The organism is Salmonella sp. K21076 (assembly GCF_039650795.1).
GTDB classification, from domain to species: Bacteria; Pseudomonadota; Gammaproteobacteria; order Enterobacterales; family Enterobacteriaceae; genus Salmonella; species Salmonella enterica.
Window position 1 is genome coordinate 1 of record NZ_JBCLYA010000009.1, and the last position, 14,821, is coordinate 14,821.

The 14,821-nt window shown below is 52.2% G+C and carries 10 protein-coding genes and 3 pseudogenes; 8 read left to right on the forward strand and 5 right to left on the reverse strand.

Features of this window, described 5'->3' with window-relative positions; all coding sequences use genetic code 11:
• Window positions 1-160 precede the first annotated feature (160 nt).
• The gene (gene ompX / locus AAYN39_RS04285) at window positions 161-676 is read right to left on the reverse strand and encodes an outer membrane protein OmpX (protein WP_000716763.1); all 516 of its coding nucleotides are present in this window, start codon (window positions 674-676) and stop codon (window positions 161-163) included.
• A gap of 354 nt (window positions 677-1,030) precedes the next feature.
• Between ompX and rhtA the strand changes: the two genes are divergently transcribed.
• The 6 genes from rhtA (at window position 1,031) to ybiO (ending at window position 7,812) form a co-directional block, all read left to right on the forward strand.
• The gene (gene rhtA / locus AAYN39_RS04290; protein WP_001119558.1) at window positions 1,031-1,918 is read left to right on the forward strand and encodes a threonine/homoserine exporter RhtA; all 888 of its coding nucleotides are present in this window, start codon (window positions 1,031-1,033) and stop codon (window positions 1,916-1,918) included.
• Between the two features lie 302 nt (window positions 1,919-2,220).
• A complete protein-coding gene (gene dps, locus AAYN39_RS04295) occupies window positions 2,221-2,724 on the forward strand; it encodes a DNA starvation/stationary phase protection protein Dps (RefSeq protein ID WP_000100805.1) in 504 nt (167 codons plus the stop codon).
• 476 nt (window positions 2,725-3,200) lie between these two features.
• Entirely contained in the window at window positions 3,201-3,947 is a 747-nt protein-coding gene (glnH, locus tag AAYN39_RS04300; protein ID WP_000838671.1) for a glutamine ABC transporter substrate-binding protein GlnH, read from the forward strand.
• 145 nt (window positions 3,948-4,092) lie between these two features.
• On the forward strand, window positions 4,093-4,752 hold the full coding sequence (gene glnP / locus AAYN39_RS04305) for a glutamine ABC transporter permease GlnP (RefSeq protein WP_001159076.1): 660 nt from the start codon (window positions 4,093-4,095) through the stop codon (window positions 4,750-4,752).
• The gene (gene glnQ, locus AAYN39_RS04310) at window positions 4,749-5,471 is read left to right on the forward strand and encodes a glutamine ABC transporter ATP-binding protein GlnQ (protein ID WP_000569093.1); all 723 of its coding nucleotides are present in this window, start codon (window positions 4,749-4,751) and stop codon (window positions 5,469-5,471) included. The genes glnP and glnQ overlap by 4 nt, the downstream gene beginning before the upstream one ends.
• Before the next feature lie 118 nt (window positions 5,472-5,589).
• Entirely contained in the window at window positions 5,590-7,812 is a 2,223-nt protein-coding gene (ybiO, locus tag AAYN39_RS04315; protein ID WP_001267712.1) for a mechanosensitive channel protein, read from the forward strand.
• Here the strand turns inward: ybiO and rlmF are convergent.
• A pseudogene (gene rlmF / locus AAYN39_RS04320) lies at window positions 7,809-8,730 on the reverse strand (23S rRNA (adenine(1618)-N(6))-methyltransferase RlmF). The gene ybiO and the pseudogene rlmF overlap by 4 nt on opposite strands.
• Window positions 8,731-8,934: 204 nt before the next feature.
• Between rlmF and AAYN39_RS04325 the strand changes: the two are divergent.
• On the forward strand, window positions 8,935-9,201 hold the full coding sequence (locus AAYN39_RS04325) for a DksA/TraR family C4-type zinc finger protein (protein ID WP_000146332.1): 267 nt from the start codon (window positions 8,935-8,937) through the stop codon (window positions 9,199-9,201).
• 284 nt (window positions 9,202-9,485) lie between these two features.
• On the forward strand, window positions 9,486-9,746 hold the full coding sequence (gene ybiJ, locus AAYN39_RS04330) for a DUF1471 family protein YbiJ (RefSeq protein ID WP_000849089.1): 261 nt from the start codon (window positions 9,486-9,488) through the stop codon (window positions 9,744-9,746).
• Window positions 9,747-9,901: 155 nt separating this feature from the next.
• On the opposite strand, the pseudogene ybiB reads toward ybiJ, so the two are convergent.
• The 3 genes and pseudogenes from ybiB to rhlE all read right to left on the reverse strand — a co-directional run bounded on the left by ybiB (window position 9,902) and on the right by rhlE (window position 14,625).
• Window positions 9,902-10,876, reverse strand: a pseudogene (gene ybiB / locus AAYN39_RS04335) (DNA-binding protein YbiB).
• A gap of 29 nt (window positions 10,877-10,905) precedes the next feature.
• Window positions 10,906-13,050 (reverse strand): annotated as a pseudogene (gene dinG / locus AAYN39_RS04340) (ATP-dependent DNA helicase DinG).
• A gap of 207 nt (window positions 13,051-13,257) precedes the next feature.
• Window positions 13,258-14,625, reverse strand: a complete 1,368-nt coding sequence (gene rhlE / locus AAYN39_RS04345) for an ATP-dependent RNA helicase RhlE (RefSeq protein ID WP_000007058.1) — start codon at window positions 14,623-14,625, stop codon at window positions 13,258-13,260.
• Window positions 14,626-14,821: the final 196 nt, after the last annotated feature.

The window sequence follows — 14,821 nt, forward strand, 5'->3', positions numbered from 1 at the left end:
TTGCAGTTGCCAGACCGCAAGATGTTTTAACAAATCAAAAGGGGTTTTAATAACTGGCTTAAAGCTGAAAGCTTTCCGGAACCCCCAGCCTAGCTGGGGGTTTTCCATAGACAAAAAAAATCCGCCCCGAAAGGCGGATTTTTCATTTTCACCGACGTGATTAGAAGCGGTAACCTACGCCAGCAATCCAGGTGCCAACGTCAACGCTACGAATACGGCTCTGCTCGTAAGAGAAGTCCAGAGCAACATTTTCCATCGGGTTGAATTGCAGACCAGCGCCATAGGAGAAGCCATAATCGCTGGTGTCATGTTTGTAGGTTGGGTAATCGGTCGTCTGGAATTTACCGTAACCCACACCGACTACACCGTAGATGCTCGCCCAATCGTTCAGACGGTAAGCCGGGCCGGCAGTGATGCCGTAGTACTGACCTTTATTGTAATCGCCCGCACCGTTAGTACGATCTTTTTCGGTGTAGGTGAAGGAACCGATTACACCCAGCGGGTTGTCGTCCTGCTCGTAACGATACTTCAGGTTGAAACCGCTCATTTTATTCGCTACGCCCTGCGCGTCGCTCTGAGCGTAACCACCGGTAACAGTAGAAGTAGCAGCTACTGCAGTACCTGCGGAAAAAGCCAGAACAGCGGCCAGTGCTGAAAGACATGCAATTTTTTTCATAACCACCTCAAATGTGCTTCAAGTAAGTCCTAAGTTTTAAATATATCAAAAATTAATGGGAAACTCTTTGCGATTCACGGTGTCTAAGGGCGCCTTTCATGTAACAGAACGTTTCCATAACGCGCTATCTTATTCAATTAACATCATTTTTCCGGCTGATTGCACCAATAATGCGCGTGTGGCGCGATACATTCATCCAGATTATTCCTAAACTAACAGTCTATTTATCCATCAATTTAAGTTCATTTTATGGAATCCTGGAAATTTTTTTTTCAACGAATCCTCAACCGCTCCGGGGAATTTCCATTACACTGCCACCTTTACTCGTACTGACATTTTTTGACAGGAGAAAGGATGCCGGGGTCAACACGTAAACTACCAGTCTGGTTGCCCATTTTGGTTTTGCTCATTGCCATGTCCTCTATTCAGAGTGGCGCTTCACTGGCAAAATCGTTATTTCCTCTTGTTGGCGCGCCGGGTGTAACGGCGCTTCGTCTGGCGTTGGGAACGCTTATCCTTATCGCCTTTTTCAAACCCTGGCGTTTGCGTTTTGCCAAAGAGCAGCGGCTGCCTTTACTGTTTTATGGTCTGTCGCTGGGCGGGATGAACTATCTATTCTATCTGTCGATTCAGACGGTGCCGTTGGGTATTGCGGTCGCGCTGGAATTTACCGGCCCTCTGGCGGTCGCGCTGTTTTCATCCCGGCGTCCGGTAGATTTTATTTGGGTCGTACTGGCTGTGCTTGGACTCTGGTTCCTGCTGCCATTAGGACAAGATATGTCTCACGTCGATCTTACCGGGGCCGCGTTAGCGCTCGGCGCTGGCGCCTGTTGGGCTGTCTATATTCTTACCGGCCAGCGAGCAGGCGCGGAACATGGTCCGGCCACGGTGGCGGTAGGCTCGCTGATTACCGCCATCATTTTCGTGCCGATTGGCGCAGTTCAGGCTGGCGATGCGCTATGGCACTGGTCGATTCTTCCCTTAGGGTTAGCGGTCGCTGTGCTTTCTACGGCGCTGCCTTATTCACTGGAAATGATTGCGCTGACGCGCCTGCCAACTCGCACCTTCGGTACGCTGATGAGCATGGAACCCGTGCTGGCCGCCATTTCCGGGATGATTTTTCTGGGCGAAACGCTTACGGGCATACAAATCCTGGCCCTGTGCGCCATCATTGCCGCCTCAATGGGTTCTACCCTAACGATTCGCCGCGAACCGCAAATTAAACAAGTTGACGTAAAATAGTTTCTTATTCTGCATGATGTGCATAATCATGCAGAATATCACCTCGTTATTCACCTTTTATTATCGCGCTATTACTTCGTCATTTTTTGTCATATTTTTTCTCATTTTTTACATTAAAATGAGAATTATTACCCATCAAACAACAAACTCATCTAACCAATTGATTCATAACCAAAATAAATATTAAATCTTGTCTGTACTATTAAAGTGATAGGTAAATTCAAAAAAGCGAAGTTAAAAACCGGTGCTATACTTATTTTCGTTAATTACCTGGGACACAAACATCAAGAGGATATGAGATTATGAGTACCGCTAAACTGGTAAAAACAAAAGCGTCTAATCTGCTTTATACCCGTAACGATGTATCAGAGAGCGATAAAAAAGCGACGGTTGAGTTGCTTAATCGTCAGGTGATCCAGTTCATTGACCTGTCGCTGATCACGAAACAGGCCCACTGGAACATGCGCGGTGCTAACTTTATTGCCGTTCATGAGATGCTGGATGGCTTCCGTACCGCACTGACCGATCATCTGGATACTATGGCCGAGCGCGCCGTACAGCTTGGCGGTGTGGCGTTAGGCACCACGCAAGTTATCAACAGCAAAACTCCACTGAAAAGCTATCCGCTCGACATCCATAACGTGCAGGATCACTTAAAAGAACTGGCCGATCGCTACGCTGTTGTCGCTAATGATGTTCGCAAAGCTATCGGTGAAGCCAAAGATGAAGACACTGCCGATATCTTTACCGCCGCATCACGCGACCTCGATAAATTCCTGTGGTTTATCGAATCCAACATCGAATAAATCTATCTCTACCCTGAATACTTCGAGTTGCAGGAAGGTACAAACGCAGCGAATCCGCAGGAGCCTGACTTCCGTCGGTCACTGAAGCGAACGCACCTGCAACTTGATGTACACAGGTATATAAGTCATCCCTATACCCCTGCCTGGCACAGGGGTTTTGCACTTAAATAGTGCACATGTCTTGTACTTCCCTTCGATAAAAGTGAATTATTTGTAATAATTACATCACACAATCGTTAATTAAAGATTGTTTTAACAACAATTTTTACGCTAAATAGACCCTGTATCTCTACTTTGTTATTCATGCACTAAATCAGTGCCCCAAAACAGTGCAGCATACTGGTTTTGCCCGACTTATTGTGCACAGGAATGATTGACGCTTCTGTTAAAACAATGAGTTACATAATTGGCATGATTTTTTCATTACGCTACATGTTCTCGCAGGGGATCGCCCCGTGGATAGAAAAGGAAATGCTATGAAGTCTCTATTAAAAGTTTCACTGGCTGCACTTACCCTGGCTTTTGCGGTGTCTTCGCACGCTGCGGATAAGAAACTCGTTGTGGCAACCGATACGGCGTTCGTTCCGTTTGAATTTAAACAGGGCGACAAATACGTCGGTTTTGATGTTGATCTGTGGGACGCTATCGCGAAAGAACTGAAGCTGGACTACACCCTGAAACCGATGGATTTCAGCGGCATTATTCCGGCATTACAAACCAAAAATATCGATCTGGCGCTGGCGGGTATTACGATTACGGACGAGCGTAAAAAAGCGATCGACTTTTCCGATGGCTATTACAAAAGCGGTCTGCTCGTGATGGTGAAAGCCAACAATAACGATATTAAAAGCGTTAAAGACCTCGATGGCAAAGTCGTTGCCGTGAAGAGCGGAACCGGGTCGGTGGATTACGCGAAAGCGAATATCAAAACCAAAGACCTGCGTCAGTTCCCGAACATTGATAACGCGTACATGGAATTAGGCACCAACCGCGCAGACGCCGTTCTGCACGATACGCCGAACATCCTGTACTTTATCAAAACCGCAGGCAACGGCCAGTTCAAGGCGGTAGGCGAATCGCTGGAAGCACAGCAATACGGAGTTGCCTTCCCGAAAGGCAGCGATGAACTGCGCGAGAAAGTCAACGGCGCGCTGAAAACGCTGCGTGAGAATGGCACCTATAACGAAATCTACAAAAAATGGTTCGGTACAGAACCTAAATAAAACGACCTGATGTTGGCTTGTGGCCCGGTAGTGAGGACGCTCACCGGGCCTACAGCTCTTTTCCGTGACGGATAAGACACTTTCACGCCATTTCCGCGCCGGATAGAGCATTTGACTATTTACACCACGGTAACAGGAACGACATATGCAGTTTGACTGGAGCGCCATCTGGCCCGCCATTCCGCTTTTGCTTGAGGGCGCTAAAATGACCCTGTGGATCTCGGTCCTCGGTCTGGCTGGCGGCCTGGTTATTGGACTGGCGGCAGGTTTTGCCCGTACGTTTGGCGGCTGGTTCGCTAACCACATCGCCCTGGTTTTCATTGAAATTATTCGCGGCACGCCTATCGTTGTCCAGGTCATGTTTATCTACTTTGCCCTGCCGATGGCATTTAATGATTTGCGTATTGATCCGTTCAGCGCAGCGGTCGTGACAATTATGATTAACTCCGGCGCTTATATCGCGGAAATTACTCGTGGCGCAGTACTATCCATTCACAAAGGTTTTCGCGAAGCAGGTCTGGCGCTGGGCCTTTCTCGCCGGGAAACCATCCGCCATGTTATTTTACCGCTTGCTCTGCGCCGTATGCTGCCGCCGCTGGGCAACCAGTGGATCATTAGCATCAAAGACACCTCGTTGTTTATTGTTATCGGCGTAGCCGAGCTGACCCGTCAGGGCCAGGAAATTATTGCCGGTAACTTTCGCGCCCTGGAAATCTGGAGCGCCGTGGCCGTCTTCTATTTGATCATTACGCTGGTGCTGAGCTTTATTTTGCGTCGTCTTGAAAGAAGGATGAAAATCCTGTGATTGAATTTAAAAACGTCTCCAAGCACTTTGGCCCCACCCAGGTGCTGCATAACATTGATTTAAACATCCGTCAGGGCGAAGTGGTTGTGATTATCGGCCCTTCCGGTTCGGGTAAATCCACGTTATTACGCTGTATCAATAAACTGGAAGAGATCACCTCCGGCGATCTGATTGTCGATGGTCTGAAAGTCAACGATCCGAAAGTAGACGAACGGCTGATTCGCCAGGAAGCCGGCATGGTGTTTCAACAGTTTTATCTGTTCCCGCATCTGACCGCGCTCGAAAACGTGATGTTCGGTCCTCTGCGCGTGCGCGGCGTAAAGAAAGAAGAAGCGGAAAAACAGGCGAAAGCTCTGTTAGCGAAAGTTGGACTGGCGGAACGGGCGCACCACTACCCCTCCGAGCTTTCCGGAGGTCAACAACAGCGCGTCGCCATTGCCCGAGCGCTGGCCGTGAAGCCGAAAATGATGCTCTTTGACGAGCCAACCTCCGCTCTGGACCCTGAACTGCGCCATGAAGTGCTGAAAGTCATGCAGGATCTGGCGGAAGAAGGCATGACCATGGTCATTGTCACTCACGAAATCGGCTTTGCCGAAAAAGTCGCCTCACGGCTGATTTTCATCGATAAAGGCCGTATTGCCGAAGATGGCAGTCCGCAGGCGTTGATCGAAAACCCGCCAAGCCCACGTTTACAGGAATTTTTACAGCACGTCTCCTGAGATATCGCCCTTCCTGCCCTGCGGCAGGAAGGGCATCATGGAATAGTCCCATTTCATTTTCCCTCCCCTGCGCCATCTATACTTAGTGTTTTGCGTCTCTTTTCTCACTGGAGGAGTCATGCGGTGGACCCTGTTCATCCTTTTTTGTCTACTGGGCGCGCCTGCCCATGCGGTCGCCATACCCGGCGTGACCACGGGGACATCAACCAGCCAGCAAGCAGCGCCAGAGCCCAGTCCTGAACAAAAAAAAGCGGCCTATGCGGCCCTGGCTGACGTACTGGAGAACGAGGCTTCACGTAACGAATTGATAGCGCAACTCCGCGAAGCCTCAACCACGCCGCCGACCGAGCCAGCGCCAGCGCTTGCCCCGCCTGCGGCCAAAGATGAGAAAACGGTACTGGAGAACGTCACCACCGTTACCCGTCAGTACGGCGATGCTTTCGCTACCCGTTTCGCCCAGCTTTATCGCAACATCACCGATGCGCCGTACAAGCCGTTTAACTCGCAAACCTTCACCAACGCGTTAACCCACTTTTTATTTCTGGCCGTCGCGGTATTTGGTTTTTATAGCGTGATACGGCTTTGCGCCCTGCCGTTATATCGAAAAATGGGCCTGTGGGCGCGCAAGAAAAACCGTGAACGCAGCAACTGGTTACAGCTCCCGGCGATGATCGCCGGCGCGTTTATTATCGACCTGCTGCTACTGGCGCTCACCTTATTTATCGGTCAGATGCTCAGTGATAATTTCCATGCCGGAAGTCGAACTATCGCTTTTCAGCAAAGCCTGTTCCTGAATGCCTTCGCGCTGATAGAGTTCTTTAAAGCGATTCTGCGGCTTATTTTTTGCCCTAATGTACCGGAATTACGCCCATTCGCGATTCAGGATGCGACAGCGCGTTACTGGAATCGCCGTATGAGTTCCCTTAGCAGTTTGATTGGCTACGGGCTGATTGTTGCCGTTCCGATTATTTCCAACCAGGTGAATGTTCAGGTCGGGGCGATGGCGAACGTGGCGATCATGCTCTGCATCACCATCTGGGCGCTGTACCTGATCTTTAAAAACAAAGCGGAGATTACGCAACATTTATTAAGTCTGGCGGAACGATCATTAGCCTTTTTTAGCCTGTTTATCCGCGCCTTTGCGCTGGTGTGGCACTGGCTGGCCAGCGCTTACTTTATCGTGCTGTTTTTCTTCTCGTTATTCGACCCAGGCAATAGCCTGAAGTTTATGATGGGCGCGACCGTGCGCAGTCTGGCGATTATTGGCATCGCCGCGTTTATCTCCGGTATGTTTACCCGCTGGATAGCGAAAACCATCACCCTGTCGCCCCATACGCAGCGCAATTACCCGGAATTACAAAAGCGGCTTAACGGCTGGCTCTCCTCGGCGCTAAAAGTCGCACGCTTTTTGACCGTCTGCGTCGCCGTTATGCTGTTGCTCAACGCCTGGGGGCTATTCGATTTCTGGCACTGGCTACATTATGGCGCGGGGGAAAAGATGGTCGATATCCTCATCCGTATCGCGTTAATCTTATTCTTCTCCGCCGTGGGATGGACGATTCTCGCCAGTCTGATTGAGAATCGCCTGGCCTCCGATATTCATAGTCGCCCGCTACCCAGCGCCCGCACGCGCACGCTGCTGACGCTGTTCCGCAATGCGCTGGCAGTGATTATCAGTACCATAACCATCATGATCGTGTTATCGGAAATCGGCGTCAATATCGCGCCGTTGCTGGCTGGCGCGGGGGCGTTAGGTCTGGCTATCTCTTTCGGTTCGCAAACCCTGGTGAAAGATATTATTACCGGCGTTTTTATTCAGTTTGAAAACGGGATGAATACCGGCGACTTAGTCACCATAGGCCCGCTGATGGGGACGGTCGAAAGAATGTCGATTCGTTCCGTCGGCGTGCGGCAGGATACCGGGGCATACCATATTATCCCGTGGTCCTCGATCACCACTTTCGCCAACTTTGTGCGCGGTATCGGCTCTGTTGTCGCCAACTATGACGTGGATCGCCATGAGGATGCGGATAAAGCGAATCAGGCGCTGAAAGACGCGGTAACGGCGCTGATGGAGACGGAGGATATTCGCGGGCTGATTATCGGCGAACCCACGTTCGCCGGTATTGTCGGTTTAACGAACACGGCGTTTACTTTACGCGTGTCGTTCACCACGCTACCGCTCAAGCAGTGGACGGTGCGTTTTGCCCTTGATAGCCAGGTGAAAAAGCATTTTGATCTGGCCAATGTTCGCGCGCCGGTGCAAACGTATCAGGTTCTGCCCGCCCCCGCCGGCGGCCCGCCGCCTGATTCACTGCCGCCGCGCGAACCGACGATTTAGCGTTTACGGGTGATAAAACGGCGACGCTGGTCGTCATCCATAAAGGTCCAGGCGATAAAGCGGCTTTGCTTTTGCCCCTGGGCCATCTCTTTTTTCACCACTTTCACCGCGCCAGCCTCCGTCAACGCCCGGTAAAGCGGTGGTAAATTCTCGCCGCGCGACACCAACGTCGTAAACCACAACACCTGACGGCGGAAGGTTTGGCTTTCAGCAATCATTTTTTTAATAAAGGCGACTTCGCCGCCTTCGCACCATAGCTCCTGCTGTTGACCGCCAAAGTTCAGCGCATCATCTTTATTCTGCCCCAAATTGCGGCGCTTACGCTCGCTGCCCGCGCGGGCTGCGGCGGCGGAGTCGTGAAAAGGCGGGTTACAAAGCGTTGCGTCATAAAATTCATTTTTATGAATAATACCGGTAAAAATGGCCGCCGGATCTTTTTGCCGACGCAGACGAATGGCGCGGCTTAACCCCGTATTAGCCTGAATGATAGCCTGCGCGCTGGACATCGCTGCGTCGCTGACTTCACTACCGGTAAATCGCCAGCCATATTCATGGACGCCGATAAGCGGATAAATACAATTGGCGCCCACGTCCAGAATAGTTGCCTGCGCCGGAATACTCCCTGTTGTTTCGCCAAGCAGATCCGCCAGATGATGGATATAATCCGCACGACCAGGCACTGGCGGACATAAAAACCCTGGCGGAATGTCCCAGTGTGTAACGGCATAAAAATGCGCCAACAACGCCTTATTGAGCGCTTTTACCGCTTGCGGATTAGCAAAATCAACGCTCTGTTCACCGGCGGGCGTGCGGATAAGATAAGGACGTCAATTCCGGCGTGGTCTGACACAGTGCGGCGAGATCATAACGGTGTTGATGGCGGTTGCGCGGGTGTAACCCCGGTTTCTGGGCGGACATGGCATTCTCCTTTTAGCAGCGGCGTAAGATACCCGTATAACGCCACGGGGTAAATATACCACCGCGAATTCCCTGCCTCGCTCGTTTTATCGGCTCTCTGAATGACATTGGCTCTGCTCATGGTCTGAAAAGATCGCGCGATGCGATTTTTTCACCTGACGGCGCTACACTTAACCTCAGGTACCCTAAAATCAGGAGAGCGTGATGGCATCCGGCTGGGCAAATGACGACGCAGTGAATGAACAAATCAACAATACCATTGAAGATGCCGTTGCCCGCGCTCGCGGCGAACTTCCCCACGGCGAAAGTCGCGATGAATGCGAATCTTGCGGCGATCCTATCCCTGAAGCGCGGCGTAAAGCCGTACCGGGCGTTCGGTTATGCATATCCTGCCAACAGGAGAAAGATTTACATAACGCAACATTTTCAGGATATAATCGTAGAGGTTCAAAAGACAGTCAGTTACGCTGACTTTTCTTTACCGAAACCGCCAGTATCATCCATTCCTTTACGCTCATGCTTTTTAGCGTTCTGCGTCGCAGAATGTGCCGTTAACCTCGACTCTGTAAAGCCAGATGACAAGAACGGTAAATTCCACCGTTGAATTAATTAATAATCAATAGGTTATTTGTCATTCAAAAATTTTGAGCAAGGCCGTCAATTCTATTCGATTTTATCTTTCGCAAAAAACCGTGATACTCATCACATCGACGGAACATCGTCCCATAAACAGAATAACCTGCGAGAGATTAATCATGAAAACCATTAAATATGCTGTTGCAGCCATCGCGCTTTCCACCCTTTCTTTTGGCGCTTTTGCCGCAGAACCGGTTAGCGCGTCTCAGACGCAAAACCTGCATAAAATCGGCGTAGTGTCTGCCGATGGCGCCACCACGCTGGATGGCCTGGAAGCTAAACTGGCTGAAAAAGCCGCCGCTGCTGGCGCAAGCGCTTATAACATCACCTCCGCCGTAGGTAATGACAAAATGAGCGGCACTGCGGTGATTTATAAATAATTTACCTGCCCGCCAGATTTCAGGCTGTAACATCGCTGTTGTTTGAATTCTGACGGGTATTACCCTCGTCTGTTTGCCAACAGACCCACTGCTCCAACCCTCATTAACCCTGTTTGTTACCCTTATTTGCCCGTCCGCCACTGGACGGGCTTTTTTTATTCGCTAAAAGCCTGTTCGACGCGCGCAAGCCCGTCTTCTAACGTCGCCGCCTCTCCCGTCGCAACCAGACAACAGGCCATTTGCGTTTTTAATGATTGCGGCACCGGCTCGTGGCCGGCAAGGCAGCGCTCAATCCAGCGCGCGGTGATTTCAGGATCTTTAGTCGCAGGCAGTGAAAGCGGCTCGTCGTACGTGTCGCTCTGGCGCTCATGCAGTACCTGCACGCCGCGGCTATCAATCAGGCTGATTTGCGGACAGCGTTGCGGGTTGGCATAGACTTCGCCTTCGGTACCATGCATCAGCAAAGCCCACCCGCCAATGCGGCTAAAAAAGGTCGCCACACGCAGAACATATTCAGGATGAGAAACGCTTGATAAACGCAGCGCGGCATCCTCAGCAAATGGCGTCGCCAGCTTGGCCAGTGAATGCGCGCTGTTACGCACGCCCATCCGCCAGCGCATCGCTAGCTGTTTTTCCAGCGGCGGGCAGAGCGCGCTCACCGGGATAAACACCGGCTGGCGCCCGTCCAGTTTGGCCTGCGCTTGTCCGCCGTGTAGGGTGGGTTCAATCCCCATCAGCTCAAATATAGTTTCCGTCAGTACGCGGGTCGGATCTTCACTGACGCCGTGTACTACGACTGGAAAGCCCAATTTATGCAGCAAGATAGCCAGCAGCGGCGTTAAATTCGCCTGTTTACGCGCGCCGTTATAGCTGGGAATAACGACCGGCAACGGCCTATCTGCGGGCGGTGTCAGTTTGATGGCATGATTCTACATGGCTTCATAAAAGCCCAGCATTTCGGCTTCGCCTTCGCCTTTAATACGCAGCGCCATCAATATACTGCCCATTTCCAGGTCGGGGACGTCGCCATTCAGCATTCGGGTATACAAACCGCGCGCGGTATCCAGATCCAGATCGCGGGCGTGATTTTTACCTCGCCCGATCTCTTTGATGATCTTGCGATAATCCATTGAAAGCTCCTTGAAGTGTGCTCACAGCATTAACACCGTCGGCGGCGTGCAGGTTTTGCTTTTGGTTTTACTATAACGTCTGGCACGGCAGGCTGCTCTATCGGAAAAACAGGTAAGGCATTCAGTAAACGCTGTCCGTAGTTTTTGGTCAACAACCGCTTATCATAAATGACCACTTCTCCCCGACAGGCGTGGCTACGGATCAATCGCCCTACCTGCTGAATTAAATTAAAAGACGCGCTTGGTAAGCTTTGTACCTCAAACGGATAACGATTCAGACTTTTTAGCCATTCGCCTTCGGTGATCACGACCGGGCTGTCGATCGGCGGGAAGGCAATTTTATGGATATGGACCTGCGTCAGTAGCTCGCCTTTAAGATCCAGCCCTTCGGCAAAAGACTGAAGCCCAACCAGCACGCTGCGTTCGCCGCTCTCCACCCGTTTACGGTGCAGCTCCACCAGCCGGTAACGCGGCTGGTCGCCCTGGACCAGGAGGAGTAAGCGCACATCAGCGACATGCTCCAGAAAACGCTGCATCGCCCGCCCGCTGGCGAACAGTACCAGCATACCATGATGTTTTTTGCTCTCCAGTTGCTCGCGAAAATAGGCTGCCATTTCGGCAATATGCTGCTCTTCGTTATCAATAGTGGGTTCGTAGCGCATTTGAGGAATCACCAGTTTCCCCTGTTCCACATGATTAAACGGCGAATCCAGCGCCACAAAGCGGTCGCCGGCTTTTTCTTTTAAGCCGCTCATTTCCTGCAGGCGCGAAAAGCTATTGAGCGAGCGCAGTGTCGCCGAGGTGACAATAATGTGCGGTACGCTGCGCCATAACAATCTTTCCAGCTGCTCGCTGACGCGGATACCGACACAATGGAACCAGACGTGGAGTTGCCCTTCGCGTATTTCACGCGTCGCCCATTTGGACACCGGCGCGCCTGAAGACTGCGCCATCGAAGCCAGTCACCATAATTTACTTTGCGCCTCGAACATTCCCAGCGCCCGGTTCATCTGTAAAATCACCCGATGCAAACGCACAATATCGTGCGACCCGGTTTTTTCGCTGAGATCGTTGAGAAAGGACTCCGCCAGCCCACGCAACGTCTCGGTCAGCTTCGCCAGTCGCTGGCAGATTTCCATGACCTCATCAGGCAACTCGCCCATTGCAAAACGGTGCTCCGCCTCCTGCGCTGCGGGCATATACAGATTAAGAATGGCATTGAGCGAGGCGATCAGTTCGTACACCTCCTCGCAATGGGCGTTAAGTCGCTCAGGATTCGCTAACGGCGGCGTGGTCTTAGGGCGAAATTGCTCCATGCAGGTCGCCACCAGTTTGCTGAACAGGTCCAGTTGCAAGCGATACCAGGAGGCGGTAATTTCCGCGCTCATCTCCAGCGCATCGCGAGCGACATCGGGCAGATGATGACCTTCATCCAGTACCAACAGCAGATGCTTTGGTTCCGGCAGTACGGCTTCACTTTCCATCGCCGCCATTACTAGCGCGTGATTCGCCACCACGACTTCCGCTTCCTGTATTTCACGTCGGGCGACAAAGAATGGACATTCGCGGTAATAGTGACAGTTGCGGTTCAGACAACTGGCTTTATCGGTACTTAATCGCCGCCACAGATCGTCGTCAATAGCAATGTCGGTATGATCCCGCAGACCATCCCATTTGTAACCGTCAAGATCCCCTTTCAGCCTGGCGCAGCGCTTTTGCTCTTCCTGGTTGTTAGGCGTCAGTTCGTCATCAAGAAAGGCGAGCAGATCCTGCTGCGTAGGCTCGCTACTGGCGAGCGCCGCCAGGTTTCGCGGACACACGTAACGCCCGCGGCCAAAGGCGGCGGTAAAGCGCAGATCGGGGATGATTTTTCGTAGCAGCGGCAAATCTTTGCTAAAGATCTGATCCTGTAACGCCACGTTAGCGGTACTGACCACCAGTGTTTTTTGCTCTTCCCGGGCAATGGCGATACCGGGAATAAGATAGGAGAGGGTTTTCCCGACGCCGGTCGGCGCTTCAATAGCCAGATGTCTCCCTTCTTCCCCGGCCAGCGTTCTGGCGACGTCAGCAATCATCTGCCGCTGCGGCGCACGGGGAATAAAGTCGGGAATCTGATCCTGAAGCGCCTTATACCAGGCGGCGATTTGCGCTTTCAGCGCAGCGGTCAATGCCATGAGAAAACCTGAAGTACTGTATAAACAGCCACTATTGTGTCACATTTCAGGGGCGGGAAGTACCTTTTTTGCCGGTTCTGGAAGGCGGCTCGCAACGCGATGTGTATTTTGCCGGATGGCGGTGCAAGCACCTTACCCGGCCTACGTATTTGCATAGTCCGTAGGCCCGGTAAGCGTCGCGCTACCGGGCATGTTGCCGGATAAAATTTACTGGGCAGGCGTGATTCTGCGCGGGCGACGCGGCGGACGTGCTTTGTCGCCAGCGGGTTTCCCCTCGCCTGTGCGCGGTTTTGGTTTCGCCTTCGCCGCCCCGCTATCCTGACGTCGCGGCTGCTGACTGCGCCCCGCTCCCCCCTGATTTTGTCCGCGTCCACGACCGCCGCCACCGCCGCCGCGCTGCTGACGGCCGTTCTGAATCGGCTCCGCTTTAATCGACGGGTCCGGCTCATAGCCCGGCGTCGTAATGCGTGGGATCTCTTTTTTCAGCAATTTTTCGATATCACGCAACAGTTTATGCTCGTCAACACAGACCAGCGACAGCGCCTCGCCAGTTGCCGCCGCGCGACCGGTACGGCCAATACGGTGTACATAATCTTCCGGCACGTTCGGCAGTTCATAGTTGACCACGTGCGGCAGCTCTTCAATATCCAGACCACGCGCCGCAATATCCGTCGCCACCAGCACGCGAATATCGCCGGATTTAAAATCGGCCAGCGCGCGGGTACGTGCGCCCTGCGATTTATTACCGTGGATCGCCGCGCTGCGAATACCGTCTTTATTAAGCTGTTCCGCCAGATGGTTCGCGCCATGCTTGGTGCGGGTGAAGACCAACACCTGCTGCCAGTTGCCCTGGCCAATCATCTGCGACAACAGTTCACGTTTGCGTTTTTTATCGACAAAGTGCACGTGCTGCGTCACCTGCTCTGAGGCCGTGTTGCGGCGCGCCACTTCGATTTCCAGCGGGTTGCGCAACAGCTTTTCGGCGAGCGCTTTGATGTCGTCGGAGAACGTGGCGGAGAACAGCAGATTCTGACGCTTCGCCGGCAGTTTCGCCAGCACGCGACGAATGTCGTGAATGAAGCCCATATCCAGCATACGGTCGGCTTCATCCAGTACCAGAATCTCAATCTGATCCAGCTTCACGGCATTTTGATGTTCCAGGTCGAGCAGACGTCCCGGCGTCGCCACCAGCACATCCACGCCGCCGCGCAGTTTCATCATCTGCGGATTAATGCTTACGCCGCCAAATACCACCAGCGAGCGAATATTGAGATATTTACTGTAATCTCTGACGTTTTCACCAATTTGCGCCGCCAGCTCGCGGGTTGGCGTGAGGATCAACGCACGTACCGGGCGACGACCTTTAGCGTGCGGCTGATGGGTAATCAGATGCTGCAACAATGGCAGGGTAAAACCCGCCGTTTTACCGGTTCCGGTCTGGGCGCTAGCCATCAGATCGCGGCCTTCCAGCACGGCGGGAATCGCCTGTTGCTGAATAGGGGTAGGTTCACGGTAACCCTGCTCGGCAATGGCGCGCAGGATATCAGGGTTTAATCCCAGGGAATCAAAAGACATAACTACTCCGGACCGCCCCGACCGTTACCGGTGTAGTTTTCAGGGAGATGCTCAAATTTGGAATGACAAAAACCACAATGTCATGAAGGGGCGGAGTGTAGCAGTTTTTGTGATGCGGCGCATAAATTATCCCGAAAGGTGGCAAAGACAAATTAATCGACCACACTGGACAAGTGCCATTATGAGTCATAATCTT

Bases quoted from the DNA above. Each gene is read 5' to 3' on its own strand.
- ompX (WP_000716763.1), bottom strand. From the start codon at position 676: ATGAAAAAAATTGCATGTCTTTCAGCACTGGCCGCTGTTCTGGCTTTT.
- rhtA (WP_001119558.1), top strand. From the start codon at position 1,031: ATGCCGGGGTCAACACGTAAACTACCAGTCTGGTTGCCCATTTTGGTT.
- dps (WP_000100805.1), top strand. From the start codon at position 2,221: ATGAGTACCGCTAAACTGGTAAAAACAAAAGCGTCTAATCTGCTTTAT.
- glnH (WP_000838671.1), top strand. From the start codon at position 3,201: ATGAAGTCTCTATTAAAAGTTTCACTGGCTGCACTTACCCTGGCTTTT.
- glnP (WP_001159076.1), top strand. From the start codon at position 4,093: ATGCAGTTTGACTGGAGCGCCATCTGGCCCGCCATTCCGCTTTTGCTT.
- ybiO (WP_001267712.1), top strand. From the start codon at position 5,590: ATGCGGTGGACCCTGTTCATCCTTTTTTGTCTACTGGGCGCGCCTGCC.
- AAYN39_RS04325 (WP_000146332.1), top strand. From the start codon at position 8,935: ATGGCATCCGGCTGGGCAAATGACGACGCAGTGAATGAACAAATCAAC.
- ybiJ (WP_000849089.1), top strand. From the start codon at position 9,486: ATGAAAACCATTAAATATGCTGTTGCAGCCATCGCGCTTTCCACCCTT.
- rhlE (WP_000007058.1), bottom strand. From the start codon at position 14,625: ATGTCTTTTGATTCCCTGGGATTAAACCCTGATATCCTGCGCGCCATT.